The following is an 18029-nucleotide window of genomic DNA, read 5'->3' on the forward strand; positions in this document are numbered from 1 at the left end:
ACCGCGAGGAGTTTGCGCCATGACCCGGAAACGTAGCGCGCAAGCCCGGTCCTTCAGGGCCGGGTTAGCGCATCAACTTCGGCCTGCCGGGGGCGCGAGGCGGCCGTTGTTGCTGCTCGATGTAGTGCTGGATTATCGACAGCGGCGCACCGCCGCAGGACGCGGCGAAGTAGCTCGGGGACCACAAGTGTCCGTTCATGCTGTGCCGGTTCACCCAGCCGCGGTATTCGTCGCGCAGGCGACGGGCGGACACACCCTTGAGGCTGTTCACGAGCTTGGATACCGCGAGCTTGGGCGGGTATTCGACCAGCAGGTGCACATGATCGTGTTCGCCGTTGAATTCGACCAGCTCGGCTTCGAAGTCGGCACACACGTCGCGCATCACGTATTCGCAGGTCGTGAGCAGCTCGTCGGTGAGCACTCCGTGGCGGTATCTGGTGACGAAGACCAAGTGGACGTGCATCGCGGAAACCACACTGCGTCCGCGTCTATAACTACTCTCAGAAACCATAGACCAACGATAGGATTGAGTTGTGCAGCTTCGGTACAACTTCCGCGTCTATCCGACGCCTGGTCAGCAGATCGCGCTGGAGCGGGCATTCGGGTGCGCGCGGGTGGTGTACAACGACGGGTTGCGGTTGCGGCAACAGGCACGCGAGGCGGGGCTGCCGTACATCAAGGACTCGGCGCTGCAAACCCTGGTGATCACCGAGGCGAAGAAAACGTCGGAACGTGCATGGCTGGCCGAGGTTTCCAGCGTCGCGCTGGTGCAGGCGTTGGGCGACCTGCACACTGCCTACCGGAACTTCTTCCAGTCGGTCACCGGCAAGCGGAAAGGTGCGAGGGTCGCGCCACCACGTTTCCGGTCTCGGAAGGACAACCGGCACTCGATCCGGTTCACCCGCAACGGGTTCTCAATCCGGCCGAACGGCAGGTTGTATGTGGCGAAGGTCGGCGAACTAGCGGTTCGCTGGTCGCGGGAACTGCCGTCAGACCCCTCGTCGGCAACGATCATCAAGGATGCGAGCGGGCGGTACCTCGCGTCGTTCGTCGTGTCAGTCAACGATCAGCCGCTCCCAGGGGTGGACACCGAGGTGGGCATCGACCTGGGTTTGTCCACGTTCGCTGTGCTGTCGGACGGCAAGACGATCGCCTCGCCGAGGTTTCTGCGGCAGGCCGAACGCCGATTGCGCAAAGCGCAGAAGTCTTTGTCCCGCAAGGAGAAAGGCTCGAAGAATCGGGTGAAAGCCCGCGTGCGGGTCGCCAAGGCTCATGCGAAAGCATCCGATACGCGCCGGGATTGGGCGCACAAGCAGTCCACCATGATCATCCGCGAGAACCAAGCGGTGTACAACGAGGACTTGTGCGTGAGAGGTCTCACCCGGACGAGGTTGGCGAAGTCGGTCCACGATGCCGGGTGGAGCATGTTCACCGGCATGGTAGAGGAGAAAGCGGCCCGATACGGGCGCACCTTCGGCAAGGTGGACCGCTGGTTCCCTTCGTCGCAACTGTGCTCGGTATGCGGAGCGCTGTCCGGGAAGAAACCCCTGCACGTGCGGGAGTGGGCGTGCACGTGCGGTGCCGTCCACGACCGCGACCTGAACGCGGCAATGAACATCCTCGCGGCGGGACGCGCCGAGAGTCTAAACGCCTGCGGAGGGACTGTCAGTCTTTCTGCCTAGCGGGAAGCGAGTCCCTGTGAAACAGGAACCCACCGTAGAACCGCAAGGTTCAGGAGGAATCCCGGTCATTCGTGGCCGGGAGGATGTCAAACAGCTGCCAGTCCCTTCTTCTTCTTCGCATTCGCACCAGCGTGCGGAGTTGGAGAAGGCATGGGTGCGGTGGACCACGGCCTCCTCGGGCCGCCCGCCTGGCACCGAGGTGGTGCTGCGCAACGAGGTGGCGGAGTCGTGGGAGCGGTCGCTGCGCACGGTGGATCCGACGCGTGCGGTGGCGCCCGGAACCGATCGGGACGAATTGGGTTCGCGCTGGGCCGAATCGCCGTTGCGCACGCCCATCACCGAGATGGCCGGTGAACTCCGGGCCCTGTCGGAGGATTCGGGCATGGTCGCGGTGGTCACCGACGACACGGGGACCGTGCTCTTCAGCTGTGGCGACCGATCGGTCCGGCGGCGGGCGGAATCGGTCAATCTCGCGCCCGGCGGCTGCTGGGACGAGCCGTACATGGGCACCAGCGGTGTCGCGCTGTCGCTGCACAGCGGCCGCCCCACCTCGGTCTGGGCCGCCGAGCATCTGGTGGAGGCGCTGCACGGCTGGGTCTGTTACTGTGCGCCCATCCGCGCCGCCGACGGTCGTCAGCTCGGCGTGCTGGATTTGTCGACGTATTGGGATCGCTCACATCCGCTCATCCTCACAACGGTCCGAGCCCTGGTGACAGCCATCGAAGCCCGAGTACATGCCGAACAGTCCCGCCCCGCCGGTGATACCCGGCTGGAATCGCTGGGGGTGCCGCGCCTCTACAAGCAGGGCAAGCAGATGGCGATGCGGCCCCGGCAGCTGGAGATCCTGACCCTGCTCGCCCTGGAGCCCGAGGGCTTCACGCCGGAACGCTTGCACGAGGCCGTCTATGGCGACCGGTCGGTGTCCTCCAGCACCCTCAAGGCCGACGTCTCCCGCCTGCGCGCCGCCACCGACGGCCGCATCGCCGACCGCCGCTACATGCTCACCGAACCCCTCGCCTGTGACGCCGTCGAGCTGCTCGCCGCCCTCGAAGCGGGCGACCTGACCACCGCCGTCCGCCTGTATCGCGGTCCGCTGCTGCCTGATTCGGACGTCCCGGGCATCGTGCAGTGGCGTGAACACCTCGACGTCTGCCTGCGCACGGCCGTGCTCGCCGACCACAACCCCGAGCACGCCCTGCGTTTCGGTCAGCGCTGCCCGGACGACATCGAGATCCACGAGCACGCGCTGCATCTGCTCCCCCGCGGCGACAGCCGCCGCGCGCTGGCGACCGCACGCCTGCACACCGCCTTGCGCGCGTAATCGATGCCGCAGTGCGTGCGCGGGTGCACGCCATGCCACGAATATGCCGGCCTTGTCCGGAATGTCCATTACCGCAGTCGTATTCGACGGCAGTGACTCAGCAACGTTTCGCCAACCCCGCGCCAACCTCCCGCCAACCTTCGCGGTTCATAGTGGCCCCCGTCACCGCAGATACGGGATCAGGAGCCGCGCCATGATCTACGCAAAACCCGGCACCGACGGGAGCATCGTCAGCTTCAACCGCCGCTATGACAACTTCATCGGCGGCGAGTGGAAAGCGCCGATCGAGGGCAGATACTTCGACAATCCCTCCCCGATCGACGGTGAAACCTTCTGTCAGGTGGCGCGTTCGAGTGCCGCGGACATCGATATGGCCCTGGAGGCGGCGCACCGGGCGGCCGACGCCTGGGGTGCCACGTCGGTGACGGATCGTGCCAACATCCTCAACAGGATCGCCGACCGGATCGAGGCGAACCTGGAGCGGCTCGCTGTCGCCGAAACCTGGGAGAACGGCAAGCCGGTCCGCGAAACCCTCGCCGCCGACCTACCTTTGACGGTCGACCACTTCCGCTACTTCGCCGGCGCGGTGCGCGCGCAGGAGGGCCATCTCTCCCAGATCGACGCCGACACCGTCGCCTATCACTTCCAGGAACCGCTGGGTGTGGTCGGGCAGATCATTCCGTGGAACTTCCCGATCCTCATGGCCGCCTGGAAGCTGGCCCCCGCCCTCGCGGCCGGCAACTGCGTGGTCATCAAGCCCGCCGAACAGACCCCGGCCTCGCTGCTGCTGGTCATCGAGCTCATCGCCGACCTGTTGCCGCCCGGAGTCGTCAACGTGGTCAACGGTTTCGGCGTCGAGGCGGGCAAGCCGCTGGCCTCCAGCCCGCGCGTCGCCAAGGTCGCCTTCACCGGCGAGACCACCACGGGCCGGCTCATCATGCAGTACGCCAGCGAGAACATCATCCCGGTCACGCTGGAACTCGGCGGCAAGAGCCCCAATATCTTCTTCCCCGACGTCATGGCCGCCGACGACGCCTTCCTGGACAAGGCCGTCGAGGGCTTCGTGATGTTCGCGCTCAACCAGGGCGAGGTCTGCACCTGTCCGTCGCGGGCGCTGATCCACTCGTCGATCTACGACGAGTTCATGGCCCGCTGCCTCGAGCGCACCAAGGCCATCAAGGGCGGCAATCCGCTCGACGACACGACCATGATCGGCGCGCAGGCCAGTAACGACCAGTACGAAAAGATCCTGTCCTACATCGACATCGGCCGCAAAGAGGGCGCAAGGGTCCTCACCGGCGGCGAGATGCGCAAGGTGGAGGGCTTCCCCAATGGGTACTACATCGAACCGACGATCTTCGAGGGCCGCAATGACATGCGGATCTTCCAGGAGGAAATCTTCGGTCCGGTGGTAGCGGTGGCCCGCTTCGACAACGAGGTCGAAGCGGTAACCATCGCCAATGACACGCTCTACGGCCTCGGCGCGGGCCTGTGGACCCGCGACGGCAGCACCGCCTACCGGGTGGGCCGCGCGGTCAAGGCCGGCCGGGTGTGGACCAACTGCTACCACGCCTATCCCGCGCACGCGGCGTTCGGCGGCTACAAGAAGTCCGGCATCGGCCGGGAAAACCACCGTATGATGCTCGACCACTATCAGCAGACCAAGAACCTGCTCGTGTCCTACTCCCCGAACAAGCTCGGATTCTTCTGAACCACAAGCAATTCGGTTCATTCGGAACTTTTGTCGGTAATTCGGAGTCGGACGGGCCGGACGGTCTGCGAGGAGCGTGATGAAAGCAGGTTCCGTATCCCGGGTGACCATCACCGAGGCCGCCGCACACGTGCTGCAGGACCTCATCGATCACCATGGTCCGGTGATGTTCCACCAGTCGGGCGGCTGCTGCGACGGCAGCTCCCCGATGTGTTACCCCCTGGGCGAGTTCCGGGTGGGCGCGGCCGATGTGCTGCTCGGCCGCGTCTTCCCGGACACGGCGTTCTGGATCAGCGCCGACCAGTACGAGTACTGGCGCCACACCCATCTGACCGTCGACGTGGTCCCCGGCCGCGGCGGTGGTTTCTCCCTCGAGGCACCCGAGGGAGTCCGATTCGTCATCCGGTCACGCCTGTTCACCGATGCCGAGACAGCGGCGTTGGAAGCGGCTCCCGCTCCGCTGCGCGGCAACGAGCTGGCCGGGTGAAGGAAGGTGGCGCGGCCGGTTTCTCCGGGTCGGCCGCGCCATCGTAAACCTCCGGAGCCTCCGGACGGCTCCGAACCCGAAAGTCCTTATCGCGGAACGCGACCGGTGCCCAGCCATGCGGTCGTCGACAGCGGTGTGCCCGGCACGTAGTGCTCGCGCAGATAGTCGATCATGACCTTTTCCTGGGCTGCCCAGGTGGCCTTGTCGGTGCGCCGGCGGGTCGCCTGCAGTGGTGCGCTGCCCCGGGTCAGCCGGTCCCACATCTGCTCGGCGCTGTCGTAACTGAACGATTCCGCGTGCGGCCGCAGCACCACCTCGGTGAAGCCGGCGGCGAGCAGCTCCTTCTCGAACAGGTTCGGATTCTCGAGGCTCTCCGGATTCGGCTGGGGCGCAGGGAATCCCGGAATCCCGGCCTGGAACGCCTCGAACAGCAATGTCATCAGCGGCGAGTCCGTGATCGGGGCCCAGCTCGACACCACCGCGATGCCGCCCGGCCGCAGCACCCGGTGCAGCTCGGCGAACCCGCTGGCCCGGTCCGGAAAGAACATGAGCCCGAACATCGAGAACGCGGCGTCGAAAGTGTTACTGGCGTAGCGCAATTCCTGCCCGTCGCCGACGCCGGTGAGCACATTGCCGACCCCGGTCTGCATGATGGCCCGTCGTAGCCGCCGGATCATGGCCTCGGAGAAGTCGACCGCGACCACCTCCGCGACCCGCGGCGCGGCCAGCAGCGCCAGTACGCCGGGCCCGGTGGCCACATCGATGACCCGGGACCGGCCGCTCAGTTCGGCCGATTCCAATGCACGAATCGCGAACGGCCGCATCATGTCCGATACGACGTCATCGTAACTCTCAGCGACCTGGTCCCACGGGCCCGGCGCGGCAAGCGGATTCTCCGGCATTCGACCACCCTTCCGACGGGTACAGTGTACGCACACCGGACGGGTGGTCCAGCGGGAGGATCAGCGACCCGGCAGGAACCGGATGCCGCGGGCGATGGCCATGAGGAACGGCTGCCACTTGTTCTGCGGGATGAAGGGCGGGGCGTCCAGGTTCAGGAACCGCGTGACCACGATGGACTGGGGTTCGGTGAACTTCAGCAGGCCGTCGGGACCGTGGCGGCGGCCGACGCCGGAGATGCCCATGCCGCCCATCGGCGCACCGGTGGTGCCCCAGGCCGGGGCGTAGCCCTCGTCGACATTGACCGTGCCCGCGTGCAGTTGCTCCGCGATGTGCTCGCCCTCGGCCTTGCTGCCCGCCCACACGCTGGCGTTCAGGCCGTACTCGGTGTCATTCGCGCGGGTGATGGCCTCCTGCACCGAGTCGACCGGGTAGATCGACACCAGCGGGCCGAAGGTCTCGTTGCGGCCGCACTCCATCGCGTCGGTGACCTCGGACAGGACCGTCGGTTCGAAGAACAGCGGGCCCAGGTCCGGACGGGCATTGCCGCCGGCGAGCACCTTCGCGCCCTTGGACACCGCGTCGGCGACATGCTTGGTGACCGTCTCCAGCTGGGCCTCGGAGATGAGGCTGCCGATATCCTGCGAGAAGTCGTACGCGGCACCGAGTTTCGCTGCCCGCATCGCCGCGACGAACTTCGCGGTGAACTGGTCGGCGACCTCGCGCTCGACATAGAGCCGCTCGATGGAGATGCACAGCTGGCCCGCATTGGAGAAGCAGGCGCGGACCGCGGCCTTGGCGGCCTTGTTCAGATCGGCGCCGCGGGTGACGATCATCGGGTTCTTACCGCCGAGCTCGGCCGAGAAGCCGATGAGGCGGCGCCCGCACTGCTCGGCCAGGGTACGGCCGGTGGCGGAGGAACCGGTGAACATCAGGTAGTCGCAGTCCTCGACGATGGCCGTGCCGACCACCGTGCCGGGCCCCGGGACCACCGCGAACAGATCGCGCGGCAGCCCGGCGCGGGCAAACAGCTCGGCGTTGACCAGCGAGGAGTACGGGGTCTGGCTGTCGGGCTTGACCACCACGGCATTGCCGGCCAGCAGCGCCGGAATCGAGTCGCCCACCGAGAGCAGCATCGGGTAGTTCCAAGGCGCGATCACCCCGACCACGCCCTTGGGCACCGCGCGCACCGAGGCCCGGTTCAGCACCGGGAACGCGCCCGCCGCACCGTGCGGGGCGAGCAGCTGCGGAGCCACCCGGGAGAAGTAGCGGGCCGCGAACATCAGCCCGATGACCTCCTCCTGAGCCGCCCATCGCGCCTTGCCGGTCTCGGCCTGGATGACGTCCATCAGGTAGTCGCGGTTCTCGACCACGAGCGCCCGGTACCGATCCAGCACCTCGGCCCGCTGCTTGGGCGTACGCGCGGCCCATTCGGCCTGCGCGATACGCGCTTTGGCGATAGCGGCCGTGACATCGGCGGCGGTCCCGACCGGCACCGAGCCCAGGGTCTCGCCGGTGAACACCTCGGTGATCGCTCGGGTCGCATGGTCCTGGGCGGTATCCACGGCCGCGAACGAGCGCAACCGTTCGAACACCGCGGCAGCCGGCACCGGCATCATTGCCTCCTACTTACGAGTAACTTCCGGATACACACAATCTACTCCGCTACGCCCGCGCCCGGCCGGGACTGCGGGATTCCGCCCGGTCGGATCGGGTTCCGGCCGGAGGGGCAGTTGGGCCGAAATGTCGTGATTGCCCCGATTTTGGCTGCTACCTGCGCAATCTTGTAACCGATCATGAACGCGGAACGAAGAAACAGCCAGCAGTACCCGGGCAGGGATCCATCGCCGGTGAGGCAGCACCGGCCAAGGGCCCGATCCCGCGCACGCACGAGGGGTGCGTGCGCGGGATCATGAAAAGCGCTGCGGGAACGGGCTATTCGTTGACCAGTACCGGAAGCCCTTGTCGATGAGCGCGCCCTCCACCTGCAGCAGGAAGCCCTTGCCGTCCTTGCGCTTCGAGAGCAGGTCGATGGCCTTGGTGGTCATCTCGGCCAGCGCGGCCCGCTGTCCCGGGCGCGGACGAAGCTAGTGCTGAAAGTTTGCCCACTCTGGTCTCACAGGAAGCTCACAGCTGGCTCGAGGGTAAACGAACTCTAAAGAAATTGCAGGGAGATCGGCCACCTCCCGGCGTACGGGACTCGTCTCGCCGGTGTCAAATCCCGTCCCGCACAAAAGGACTCGACCCGCCGAGCGCATCGCGGCGCAATTACGTTGCAGCGATGCGCTTTCCGACGCTCGGGGTCCGCACCCGGATCCTGGCCATCGCGCTGGTACCGAGCGTGGCGTTGGCGGCCATCGGCCTCGGCGTCGCCGGCACCCTGATCGACCGCTCACACCAGGCCCGCACCTGGGCCGACGAGATGCAGGCGGGCATCGCACCCACCCGCGAGCTGATCGAGGCCGTGCAGGCCGAACGGCAGCTGACCCTGTGGCGGGTGGCCGGGATGGATTCCGATGTGCGCCAGCTGACGACGGCGCGCCAGCGGCTCGACAGTGCCGTGCGACTGATCGCCCCGGCCCAGTCGGCGCTGTCGCGGATCGGGCCCGCGTCCATGGGCCAGGCCACCGGTGCCCTCGGCGAAATGAGCAAGCAGCTGGCCGGAATTCGCGCCGGCGTCGATGCAGGCACTCTCGGGCCGGCCGACGCCTACGCCTTCTACAACCATATTCCCGAGGCCGTCATGGCGGGCGTGCAGGTCGCGCAGAAGACCGCGCCTGATGCCGCCACCGCCGTCGAGCTCACCCAGGCCGCGGACGTACTGCACTGCCTGGAGGCCATGAGCCGCGCGAACGCGCTGGGCGCGGCCCTCGTCGACGGCGACAACCTCTCCCCCGAGCTGGGCGCCGAATACCTCAGCCTGGTCGGCTATTACCGCACCCGGGTCGACGGCATCGTCAGCGCACCCGACGAGAAGCAGGCCGCCGCGGCCCGGGCGCTGGTCTCGACCGCCGCCTGGCAGCAGTTGGGCGTGGTGGAGCCCGTCCTGGCCCAGCACACCCTGGTGCCGTCCGACGGCTCAGCCAAACGCTCGGCGCTGCAACCGCTCCCGATCTCGGTCGCGGAATGGCAGCACAGCGCCGGGGAGATCACGCACGGCCTGGCGAACCTCTGGCAGGCGGAGAACGCCGAGGCCCAGCAGCTGGCCGGGGCCGCCGCTGACGACACCACCAGGAAATCGCTGGCGGCCGCGGTGGGCATGGTCGTGGTCGGGGTGGGCGCGATCGTGGTCGCGCTGGCGCTGGCCAATCGGATCATCCGCAGGCTCCGGCGTTTGCGCGACCGCACCTTGGCCCTGGCCGACGAGCAGCTGCCCGAGACGATGAGTCGGCTTGCCGCCGGTGAACACCTCGACATCGAGACCGAGACACCCGTCCTGGACTTCGGCCACGATGAAATCGGCCAGGTCGCCGAGGCTTTCGGCCTCGCCCACGGGACGGCCGTCGCCGCCGCGGTCGCCGAGGCGCGTACCCGCGAGGGTGTGAAGTCGGTCTTCCTCAATATCGCGCACCGCAGCCAGGTGGTGGTGCACCGGCAGCTGGAGATCCTCGACGAGGCCGAATCCCGGCTGGAGGATCCGGAGCTGCTGGACATCTACTTCCAGCTCGACCACCTGGCCACCCGCGAGCGCCGCAATGCCGAGAACCTGATCATCCTCGCGGGCGGGCGCCCCGGCCGCCAGTGGCGCAATCCGGTTCCGCTGCTGGAACTGGTGCGGTCCGCCGTCGGCGAGACCGCCGACTACACCCGGGTCCAGACCGGCCGCCTGCCTGCGGCTTTCATTGCCGGCGGGTCCGTCGCCGACCTCATCCACCTGCTGGCCGAGCTGATCGACAACGCCACCTCCTTCTCCCCGCCGCAGTCCCGCGTCGAGATCTCCGGCGCCTCGGTGGGCCGCGGGGTCGCGGTCGAGATCAGCGATCAGGGCATGGGCATTCCCGAGTCCGACCTGGCCCGGCTCAACGAGCTGCTGGCCGGGCCACCGGATTTCGCCGTCACCAGCCTGTCCTCGGATTCCCGCCTGGGCCTGTTCGTGGTGTCGCGGCTGGCCGCCCGGCACGGCATCTCGGTGCGCCTGTCCGATTCCGATTACGGCGGCACGCGCGCCATCGTCCTCATCCCGTCGGCCATCGAGAACGGCACCCGACAGGGGCGGCAGACCGATCCCGGCGCGCCGCCCGCCACCCGACAGGAAGGCGAAGGTGAACACCTCCCCCGCTGGTGATCTCGACTGGCTCCTCGACGATCTCGTCGACAAACTCGCGGGCGTGCGGCACGCGGTGGTGCATTCCGCCGACGGGCTGCTGCTCGGCCGGTCGGCGCGGATGAGCCGGGAGGACGCCGAGCACTTCTGTGCCATGTCCTCGACCCTGTTCGGGCTGTCCCGCAGCGCCGGGCGCCGATTCGACGCGGGCGGGGTGCGGCAGGCCGTGATCGAACTCGACCGCGCGGTCCTGTTCGTCACCGCGGCGGGTGCCAATGCCTGCCTGGCACTGCAGGCCGCGGCCGACGCGAACCTCGGCATGGTCGCCTACGAGATGAACCTGGCCGTGCAGCGGGTCGGATCCTTCCTCTCCGCAGCACCGCGCCAGCGTGCGTGAGAGTCGCGAATCGTGCTGTCCTGCCCCGGATTCCGGTTGCCAGAAGATAGCTGGCAACCGGTATTGTTTGTGATTTATACGCATACATGAATTAGAAAGTCAATCTCAGTCCCGCTCAACGGGATCGGTGGGGCATATGTGACTTACGCCCCGTTACCTTTGCCGGATGTTCAGAGCGAGGCTCGGGGTCCGGACCCGCGTGCTCGCCATCGCACTTGTCCCGAGCCTGGCGCTGCTCGTGATCGGCGTGGGTGGCGCGGGGTACCTGGTGGTCGAGGGCAAGCACGCGCGGGATTGGGCGGACGCGTTGTCCGCCGCGGGACCGCCCACCGGAGAAGTGATCGCCGCGGTGGAGCAGGAGCGCCAGCTCTCCCTCTCCCAGATGGGTGGAGGCGACGACGCGAATCCGAAGTCGTTGGCGCAGGCGCGCACCCGTCTCGACACTGCGTTGCAGGGCATGGCGCCGGTCAGCGCCGCCATGGAGAACCTCGGCCCGAAATCCGTCACCGGCGACGTCGGCGGGCTGCTCACCCTGACCCGCCAGCTGGCAGGTCTGCGCACCCAGATCGACACCAATGCGGTGTCGATCTCCGACGTCTACTACTTCTACGGCAAGCTGCTCGAGTTCGTCTGGATCGGCACCCGCATCGTCGCCGACACCGCGCCCAGTTCCGAAGTGGCCCTGGAGGTCGCCAACGGCCTGCAGGTCGTGCAGGCCGCCGAGATGCTCTCCCGCGAGGCCGCGGTCGGCGAGGTCCTGCTCGCCGGCGGCACCCTGCCACCCGAGCTGGCCATCGAATTCTCCCGCGTGGCAGGCACCTACCGGGTGAACCTCGGCGTGCTGGCCGGCGGCGACGGCACCAACGGTGACGTCGACATGCAGGCCCTCATGAACGATCCGGACTGGACGAAGATCGTCATGATGGAGAACGTGCTGCTGTCGCGGGCACTCGACCCCATGACCGTGCCGCCCGTGAAACCCGGTGGCACACCGCAGGTCGCACCGCTGACCTTCACCGCGCAGGAGTGGCGCGACACAGTTGCCCGGCTCAACACCCAGATCCTGCACCTGTGGGAGAAGATGAGCCGCCACAACGAGAAGATGGCCGCCGATGTGGCCGACAGCAATTCGCGCAACTCCGCGCTCGCCGGTGGCGGCATGCTGGCGGTGTCCGGGCTGGCCTTCCTGGTGTCGCTGGTGCTCGCGAACCGGATCATCCGCCGCCTCAAGGGCCTGCGCAACGAGACCCTGGTGCTGGCCGACGATCGGCTGCCCGAGATCATGGCCAAGCTTCGGACGGGCCAGCCGGTCGACATCGCCGCCGAGGCCGCGGTGCTGGACTTCGGCCACGACGAGATCGGCCAGGTGGCAAAGGCGTTCACCCACGCCCACTCCGCCGCCGTGACCGCCGCGGTCACCGAGGCCCGCACCCGTGAGGGCGTCAAGGCGATGTTCCTCAATATCGCCCACCGCAGCCAGGTCATCGTGCACCGCCAGCTGGAGATCCTCGACGCCGCGGAGTCGTCGCAGGAGGATCCGGCGCTGCTCGACATCTACTTCCGCCTCGACCACCTGGCCACCCGCGAACGCCGCAACGCCGAGAACCTCATCATTCTCGCGGGCGGTCAGCCCGGCCGGCAGTGGCGTAATCCCGTGCAGCTGCTCGAGATCGTGCGCTCGGCCGTCGGCGAGACCCTCGACTACACCCGCGTCAAGATCGCGCGGCTGCCCGACGTGTCCATCGCGGGCAGCGCGGTCGCCGACCTCGTGCACCTGCTCGCCGAACTCGTCGACAATGCCGCCCACTTCTCGCCACCGCAGTCGCAGGTCGAGGTGCGCGGCAACGTGGTCGGCAAGGGCGTCGCCATCGAGGTGATCGACCAGGGCATGGGCATGCCCGAGGAGGAGCTGGCGCGGATCAACGAGATCCTGCGCAACGCACCCGATTTCGGTGTCGCCATGCTGCCCGACGACTTCCGCCTCGGCCGCTTCGTGGTCGCCCAGCTGGCGGCCCGCAACGGGATCTCGGTGCGGCTCACCGAATCCGACTACGGCGGCGTGCGGGCCATCGTGCTGGTGCCCAACAGCGTGGTCGTGCAGCCCTCGGGCCGCACCGGCGAGATCCCGGTCGTGCCGCGGCAGCTGGATGCCGCCGAGCCGTCCGCGGCCTCGCTGGCGGTGGCCGCGCTGCCGCAGCTCCCCGCGGCGCCGGCGGTTCCCCCGTCGATGATCTCGAGCTACGAGCTGCCCATCGTCGGCTACGAGGCCTACACACCCCCGGCCGCACCGGAACCGCCCGTCGCGCCCAGCGCGCCGGTGGCCCCGGTCGCGCCCCAACCGGAGCCGTTCGGGCCGTCCACCGGCTCGCTGGTGCCGCCGGTCATGTCCTTCGGAGCCGCAACGCCGTTCGACCCGCCGACCAACCCGCGGCCGAACCCGAATCCGCCGGCCGAACCCGTCCCGCCGGTGGAAAACGGCTTCCGGTCTCGCGAATTCGGGCGCTCCCATTACACTGGCTCCGACGCCCGGCCCGCGCTCCCGCGTAGGCGCCGGCAGGCAAGTCTCGCACCGGAATTGGCGCAGGAGCAGTCGGCCCCCGAGTCGACGGTCCAGGCCACCCGCACGGCCGAGCAGGCCCGAGACCTTTTCTCCGCCATCGAAAACGGAACCAGGCAGGGCCGCCAGGCCGACCCCGGTTCGTTCGGGCCTGAGTCCCAGGCCTTCTTCGAAGGCACACAGTCGGAACGACAGGAAGGCGACGGTGACCACCTCAAACGCTGGTGATCTCAACTGGCTACTCGATGATCTGGTCGACCGGCTCGCAGGCGTCCGTCACGCGGTGGTGCACTCCACCGACGGGCTGCTGCTGGGCCGCTCCTCCGCCATGAGCCGCGAGGACGCGGAGCACTTCGGTGCCATGTCCTCCACCCTCTACGGCCTGGCGCGCAGCGCCGGAGGCAGATTCGACGGCGGCGGCGTCCGCCAGGCGGTCATCGAACTCGAGCGCGCGGTGCTGTTCGTGACCGCCGCCGGCAGCCACGCCTGCCTCGCGCTACAGGCCACCGAACAAGCCAACCTCGGCATGGTCGCCTACGAGATGAACCTGACCGTGCAGCGCGTAGGCAACTACCTGTCCACCACCCCGCGCCACAATCTGGCCGGACAAGGCAACCCCCGACTGTCATGAGGCCGGGGCCGGGGGAACAGTGGTTCGATGACGCGGCCGGTCCGCTCGTGCGCCCCTACGCACGGACCGGTGGCCGAACCATGGGTGCGGGACACGATCTGGACATGCTCACGGTGGTGGTGGTACCCAATGCCGCCCCACCGCTGCGTCGTGTCGAACCGGAGTACGCGGAAATCGTCCGGTTGTGCCGGCTGCCGCTGTCGGTGGCCGAGGTCTCGGCCGCCCTGCGGCTGCCGCTGGCGGTGACCAAAATCCTGGTGGGGGACCTGATTTCAGACAACATCCTCAACTTCCGGGCCCCGGCCTCCCCCGAGGCCGCGCCCGGTGACCTCAACATTCTGCGAGCGGTACTCGATGGCATTCGAAAACTCTGATACCGCCCAGCCCATGGCCGCCTCGGTGAAAATCCTCATCGCGGGCGGCTTCGGCGTGGGCAAGACAACGATGGTGGGGGCGATCAGTGAGATCACTCCGCTCCGCACCGAAGAACTCATTACCGAATTGTCCGCCGGCGTCGACGATCTGCGCGGCGTCGAGGGCAAGACCACCACCACGGTGGCGCTGGACTTCGGTCGTATCACCATCGACCAGAACCTGGTGCTCTACCTGTTCGGCACGCCCGGCCAGGACCGCTTCTGGTTCCTGTGGGACGAACTGGCCCGCGGAGCGCTGGGCGCGGTCGTGCTGGCCGACACCCGCCGCCTGGAGGGCTCGTTCGCGGCGATCGACTTCTTCGAACGCCGCGGCGTCGCTTTCACGGTGGCCGTCAACTGTTTCGAGGGCGCGCCCCTGTACACCCCGTCCGAGGTCCGCGACGCGCTCGACCTGGACGAGCGAATCCCGGTACTGCTGTGCGACGCCCGCGACCGCGGCTCGTGCAAGAACGTGCTGATGACGCTGGTCGAGTACCTCATCGACCGGGCTGCCACCGCCGGCGTGCACTGACAGCTGTCCCGGAATACGAGGCGAGCCCGCCCGGAGAAATCCGGACGGGCTCGCCTCGTCTTCGCTTGTGCGGCAGGTCAGTTGGGCACGACGTCGGCGAAGTCGCCGATCCAGCGGTGCGAGCCGCGCGGGCTGTTCGGCTCGCCCGGGCGGGTGACACCGATGGCCTGCCAGCCGGCCGCCACGGCGGCGTCGACCTCGTCGGGGTGGTCGGACAGGAACAGGATCTGGTCGGCAGGGACGCCGATGGCGCTCGCGATCTTCTCGTAGGAGGAGGCTTCGCGCTTCGGGCCCGCGGTGGACAGGTCGAAGTGCCCGCTGATCAGCGGGGACAGATCGCCGCCCCGGGCGAACGCGAACCAATCCTTCTGATTGCGAACCGAACCCGAGGAGTAGATGTAGAGCTCCAGACCGGCGTCGCGCCAGGCGCGCAGCACCGGCGGCACGTCGGGGAAGAACTCGCCGTGCAGGGACCCGTTGCGGAAGCCCTCGGCGCAGATGATGCCCTGGGCGGCCTTGAGCGGCTCGGACTTCACGTCGGTATCGAGCCACTCGATGAGGATCCGGGCCACCTCGGCGGCGTCGGCGCCGGGGCGGTTCACCTGGGCGCGGGTGGCCTCGAGGATGGGATCCGCTGCGCCGCCGGTGTTCTCGGCCAGCCAGGCCGGGAGCCGGTCGCGGGTGTAGCCGTAGAGGTCCTCCCGCACCGAACTGGTCGGGCTGGTGGTTCCCTCGATATCGAGCACGACCGCCTTGATCATGCCGGGGCCAGTAGTTCGTCGAGGGTCGGGAAGCCGGACGAGATCTTGTCGCCGGTGAAATCGCCGATCCAGCCGTCCTCCTCCTCGAAGAAGCGCACGGCCACGAACTCCGGCCGGGTGCCCATATCGAACCAGTGCAGGGTGCCGGCCGGCACCGAGACCAGATCGCCCGCGGTGCACACGGTGGCCAGCACCTCGTCGCCCAGGTGCAGATAGAAGCAGCCCGTGCCGGCCGCGAAGAAGCGGACCTCGTCCTCGGCGTGGCGGTGCTCGTCGAGGAACTTGGTGCGGGCGGCGACCGCCTTGGCGGGCCACTCCAGATCGCTGTCGTCGGGGTGGATGCGCGCCACGTCGATGAACTTGTAGCGGCCGTCGGCATTCAATTCGTCGATGCGGCCCTGGTATTCGGCCAGCAGCTGCTCGGTGGTGGTGGCGGCGCTGAAACCCTCCAGCAGCGGCCAGCGCTCGAAGGTGATGCCGCGCTCGGCCAGCTCGGCGGCGATCACCGCGTCATCGTCGGTGCGCAGCACCACATCACCGGCGTCCTTGTCGGACATGATCTGCAACAGAGTCATAGGAGGTTCCTTTCTCGGAACGCAGTATTCAGTTCATACATGGTCGCCCACCGGAATCTCGCGGTGTCCGGTCAAGGCGGTCAGCTGGCACATGGCCTCGAGGCACTCCGCGCGATCGCGCGCCTGTGCCAGGCTCGAACCCCAGGCGGTGATGCCGTGCCCGGCGATGAACAGCACCGGCGGGGCCTCCGGATGCTCGGTCAGGTACTTCTCGATATCCGCGCCGATCTGCGGGACATCGGCGTGGTTCGGGAACACGGGGATGTCGATGACATCCGGGCGGGCCGAACCGAGGCCCTTGATGAGCTCGTAGCCGGCGAAACGCGCTGTGGTGACGCCTGATCCGGCCGTCGTGATCGAGACGGCCGTGGCGTGCGGCGGGTGTACGTGCACCACCGCGTCGGCACCGCGGGTGCGGTAGACGGCGGTGTGGATGGTGGTCTCCGCCGAGGGCTTGCGGCCCGAAGCGTCGACGGGCTTGGAGTCGACCACGGCGACGGTCACCATGTCGGAGGCGGTGAGCTCGCCCTTCGACAACCCGCTGGCGGTGACGAGGGCCGTATCGCCCTGGCGCACCGAGATATTGCCGGCCGTGCCGGGCATCCAGCCGCTGGCGTACAGGCCGCGCGCGATCTCCGCGATCTCCGCGCCCGCCGCAGACTTCGGGGTGGTCACCGCCGACGCGGAAGTCCGCGCGGCCGCCGGGTCCTCGAGCACCCCGAACTCGGTCACCACCGCGGTCACCAGCTCGGCCGGAGTGACGTCGAAGGCCGGGTTGAACGTCTTCGTGCCCTCGGGAGCCGTTGCGACGCCGCCGAATCCGGTCACCTCGGTCGCGGCGCGCTGCTCCACCACGATGTCGGAGCCCTTCGCAGTCGAGATGTCCCGCGTCGATTCGGGTGCGACCACGATGAACGGAATGCCGTGGTGTTGCGCCGCGATGGCCAGCATGTAGGTGCCGATCTTGTTGGCGACCGACCCGTCGGCGGTGATCCGGTCCGCGCCCACGACCACGGCGTCCACCTGCTCGGTGGCCATGGCCCACGCGGCGGCGGAATCGATGGTGAGCCGGTGCGGGATACCGGCTTCGGCCATCTCCCACGCGGTCAGGCGCGCGCCCTGCAGCAGCGGGCGGGTCTCGTCCACGATCACCTCGGCGAGCGCGCCCCGCTGATGCAGCACCCGCAGCGCGCCGATGGCGGTCCCCCATGCCGTGGTGGCCAGGCGGCCGGTGTTGCAGTGGGTGAGCAGCCGCAGCGGGCGGTCCGCGCACAGGCGCTGGATCAGATCGGCGGCCGCGGTGGCGGCGGCCAGATTCACCCGCCCGTCCTCGGCCAGCATGTCGAGGGCTTCGTCGAGCATGGCCTGCAGTCCCTCGGGAAGCTTGGCCAGCGTGCGCTGCACACCCCAGGCCAGATTCACCGCGGTCGGCCGGGCGTCCGCGATCCGCGCGGCCTCGTCCTCGACCTGCCCGGCGTCGACCACGCCATCGGTGGTGGCGGCACGGGCCGCGATCACCACACCGAACGCGCCGCACACGCCGATCGCCGGTGCCCCGCGCACGGCCAGAGTCTTGATCGCATCGATGACTTCGTCGACCGTCGTGATCCGAAGCTCCCGCACCTCGTGCGGCAACGCCCGCTGGTCGATGGTGACGAGCGCACCGTCGGCCCACGCGATCGAACTCTGATCCATCTAGTTCTGTCCTCTTGACTGGAGAATTGCGGCGACGCCCACGGCCGTGGGCACACTCCACCGTATCGAACTCGGATCCGCGCCTGACCGGCAGGTTTCGGAT

At 68.2% G+C, this 18029-nt stretch carries 17 protein-coding genes; 10 read left to right on the top strand and 7 right to left on the bottom strand.

All coding sequences use genetic code 11. The annotated features are described in order from the left end of the window. Positions 1 to 64: 64 nt before the first annotated feature. Positions 65 to 511, bottom strand: a complete 447-nt coding sequence (tnpA, locus tag ACFXIV_RS15895; protein WP_379396914.1) for an IS200/IS605 family transposase — start codon at positions 509 to 511, stop codon at positions 65 to 67. Between the two features lie 22 nt (positions 512 to 533). On the opposite strand from tnpA, the gene ACFXIV_RS15900 reads away from it, so the two are divergent. The 4 genes from ACFXIV_RS15900 to ACFXIV_RS15915 all read left to right on the top strand — a co-directional run bounded on the left by ACFXIV_RS15900 (position 534) and on the right by ACFXIV_RS15915 (position 5201). Continuing rightward, positions 534 to 1682, top strand: coding sequence for an RNA-guided endonuclease InsQ/TnpB family protein (locus tag ACFXIV_RS15900; protein ID WP_379396916.1), 1149 nt, complete (start codon positions 534 to 536; stop codon positions 1680 to 1682). 139 nt (positions 1683 to 1821) lie between these two features. Then, entirely contained in the window at positions 1822 to 3003 is a 1182-nt protein-coding gene (locus ACFXIV_RS15905) for a transcriptional regulator (protein WP_379396918.1), read from the top strand. 193 nt (positions 3004 to 3196) lie between these two features. Further along, positions 3197 to 4714, top strand: a complete 1518-nt coding sequence (locus tag ACFXIV_RS15910) for an aldehyde dehydrogenase family protein (protein WP_379396920.1) — start codon at positions 3197 to 3199, stop codon at positions 4712 to 4714. A 79-nt stretch (positions 4715 to 4793) separates the two neighbouring features. After that, positions 4794 to 5201 carry a DUF779 domain-containing protein gene (locus ACFXIV_RS15915; RefSeq protein WP_354832666.1) on the top strand — a complete coding sequence of 136 codons (408 nt, stop codon included), beginning with the start codon at positions 4794 to 4796 and terminating at the stop codon, positions 5199 to 5201. A gap of 86 nt (positions 5202 to 5287) precedes the next feature. Here ACFXIV_RS15915 and ACFXIV_RS15920 read toward each other — a convergent pair whose 3' ends face one another. The 3 genes from ACFXIV_RS15920 to ACFXIV_RS15930 form a co-directional block, all read right to left on the bottom strand. After that, positions 5288 to 6103 carry a class I SAM-dependent methyltransferase gene (locus tag ACFXIV_RS15920; RefSeq protein ID WP_379396922.1) on the bottom strand — a complete coding sequence of 272 codons (816 nt, stop codon included), beginning with the start codon at positions 6101 to 6103 and terminating at the stop codon, positions 5288 to 5290. A gap of 60 nt (positions 6104 to 6163) precedes the next feature. Further along, entirely contained in the window at positions 6164 to 7717 is a 1554-nt protein-coding gene (locus ACFXIV_RS15925; RefSeq protein ID WP_379396924.1) for a succinic semialdehyde dehydrogenase, read from the bottom strand. 294 nt (positions 7718 to 8011) lie between these two features. After that, positions 8012 to 8158, bottom strand: coding sequence for an alkaline phosphatase (locus ACFXIV_RS15930; RefSeq protein ID WP_379397184.1), 147 nt, complete (start codon positions 8156 to 8158; stop codon positions 8012 to 8014). A gap of 224 nt (positions 8159 to 8382) precedes the next feature. Between ACFXIV_RS15930 and ACFXIV_RS15935 the strand changes: the two genes are divergently transcribed. The 6 genes from ACFXIV_RS15935 to ACFXIV_RS15960 all read left to right on the top strand — a co-directional run bounded on the left by ACFXIV_RS15935 (position 8383) and on the right by ACFXIV_RS15960 (position 14895). Beyond that, positions 8383 to 10386 carry a nitrate- and nitrite sensing domain-containing protein gene (locus ACFXIV_RS15935; RefSeq protein WP_379396926.1) on the top strand — a complete coding sequence of 668 codons (2004 nt, stop codon included), beginning with the start codon at positions 8383 to 8385 and terminating at the stop codon, positions 10384 to 10386. Next, the gene (locus tag ACFXIV_RS15940) at positions 10364 to 10762 is read left to right on the top strand and encodes a roadblock/LC7 domain-containing protein (protein ID WP_379396928.1); all 399 of its coding nucleotides are present in this window, start codon (positions 10364 to 10366) and stop codon (positions 10760 to 10762) included. Before ACFXIV_RS15935 ends, ACFXIV_RS15940 begins: the two co-directional genes overlap by 23 nt. Before the next feature lie 166 nt (positions 10763 to 10928). After that, positions 10929 to 13547, top strand: a complete 2619-nt coding sequence (locus tag ACFXIV_RS15945; protein WP_379396930.1) for a nitrate- and nitrite sensing domain-containing protein — start codon at positions 10929 to 10931, stop codon at positions 13545 to 13547. Then, positions 13525 to 13950, top strand: coding sequence for a roadblock/LC7 domain-containing protein (locus ACFXIV_RS15950; RefSeq protein WP_040857697.1), 426 nt, complete (start codon positions 13525 to 13527; stop codon positions 13948 to 13950). Before ACFXIV_RS15945 ends, ACFXIV_RS15950 begins: the two co-directional genes overlap by 23 nt. Continuing rightward, the gene (locus ACFXIV_RS15955) at positions 13947 to 14324 is read left to right on the top strand and encodes a DUF742 domain-containing protein (protein ID WP_354832682.1); all 378 of its coding nucleotides are present in this window, start codon (positions 13947 to 13949) and stop codon (positions 14322 to 14324) included. The genes ACFXIV_RS15950 and ACFXIV_RS15955 overlap by 4 nt, the downstream gene beginning before the upstream one ends. Then, positions 14305 to 14895, top strand: coding sequence for an ATP/GTP-binding protein (locus ACFXIV_RS15960; protein ID WP_379396932.1), 591 nt, complete (start codon positions 14305 to 14307; stop codon positions 14893 to 14895). Before ACFXIV_RS15955 ends, ACFXIV_RS15960 begins: the two co-directional genes overlap by 20 nt. Before the next feature lie 77 nt (positions 14896 to 14972). Here ACFXIV_RS15960 and mtnC read toward each other — a convergent pair whose 3' ends face one another. From mtnC to mtnA, 3 genes are read right to left on the bottom strand one after another with little or no spacing between them, the layout of a single operon-like run. Beyond that, on the bottom strand, positions 14973 to 15656 hold the full coding sequence (gene mtnC / locus ACFXIV_RS15965) for an acireductone synthase (RefSeq protein ID WP_379396934.1): 684 nt from the start codon (positions 15654 to 15656) through the stop codon (positions 14973 to 14975). Next, positions 15653 to 16231, bottom strand: coding sequence for an acireductone dioxygenase (locus ACFXIV_RS15970; RefSeq protein ID WP_379396936.1), 579 nt, complete (start codon positions 16229 to 16231; stop codon positions 15653 to 15655). Before ACFXIV_RS15970 ends, mtnC begins: the two co-directional genes overlap by 4 nt. A 33-nt stretch (positions 16232 to 16264) precedes the next feature. After that, a complete protein-coding gene (mtnA, locus tag ACFXIV_RS15975) occupies positions 16265 to 17926 on the bottom strand; it encodes an S-methyl-5-thioribose-1-phosphate isomerase (RefSeq protein ID WP_379396938.1) in 1662 nt (553 codons plus the stop codon). Between the last annotated feature and the right edge of the window lie 103 nt (positions 17927 to 18029).

The organism is Nocardia sp. NPDC059236, from assembly GCF_042754085.1.
GTDB lineage: Bacteria > Actinomycetota > Actinomycetes > Mycobacteriales > Mycobacteriaceae > Nocardia.

What these genes read in the sequence shown, in the direction of transcription:
- tnpA (WP_379396914.1), bottom strand. Translation starts at nt 511, where the DNA reads ATGGTTTCTGAGAGTAGTTATAGACGCGGACGCAGTGTGGTTTCCGCG.
- ACFXIV_RS15910 (WP_379396920.1), top strand. Translation starts at nt 3,197, where the DNA reads ATGATCTACGCAAAACCCGGCACCGACGGGAGCATCGTCAGCTTCAAC.
- ACFXIV_RS15915 (WP_354832666.1), top strand. Translation starts at nt 4,794, where the DNA reads ATGAAAGCAGGTTCCGTATCCCGGGTGACCATCACCGAGGCCGCCGCA.
- ACFXIV_RS15920 (WP_379396922.1), bottom strand. Translation starts at nt 6,103, where the DNA reads ATGCCGGAGAATCCGCTTGCCGCGCCGGGCCCGTGGGACCAGGTCGCT.
- ACFXIV_RS15925 (WP_379396924.1), bottom strand. Translation starts at nt 7,717, where the DNA reads ATGCCGGTGCCGGCTGCCGCGGTGTTCGAACGGTTGCGCTCGTTCGCG.
- ACFXIV_RS15935 (WP_379396926.1), top strand. Translation starts at nt 8,383, where the DNA reads ATGCGCTTTCCGACGCTCGGGGTCCGCACCCGGATCCTGGCCATCGCG.
- ACFXIV_RS15945 (WP_379396930.1), top strand. Translation starts at nt 10,929, where the DNA reads ATGTTCAGAGCGAGGCTCGGGGTCCGGACCCGCGTGCTCGCCATCGCA.
- ACFXIV_RS15955 (WP_354832682.1), top strand. Translation starts at nt 13,947, where the DNA reads ATGAGGCCGGGGCCGGGGGAACAGTGGTTCGATGACGCGGCCGGTCCG.
- ACFXIV_RS15960 (WP_379396932.1), top strand. Translation starts at nt 14,305, where the DNA reads ATGGCATTCGAAAACTCTGATACCGCCCAGCCCATGGCCGCCTCGGTG.
- mtnC (WP_379396934.1), bottom strand. Translation starts at nt 15,656, where the DNA reads ATGATCAAGGCGGTCGTGCTCGATATCGAGGGAACCACCAGCCCGACC.
- ACFXIV_RS15970 (WP_379396936.1), bottom strand. Translation starts at nt 16,231, where the DNA reads ATGACTCTGTTGCAGATCATGTCCGACAAGGACGCCGGTGATGTGGTG.
- mtnA (WP_379396938.1), bottom strand. Translation starts at nt 17,926, where the DNA reads ATGGATCAGAGTTCGATCGCGTGGGCCGACGGTGCGCTCGTCACCATC.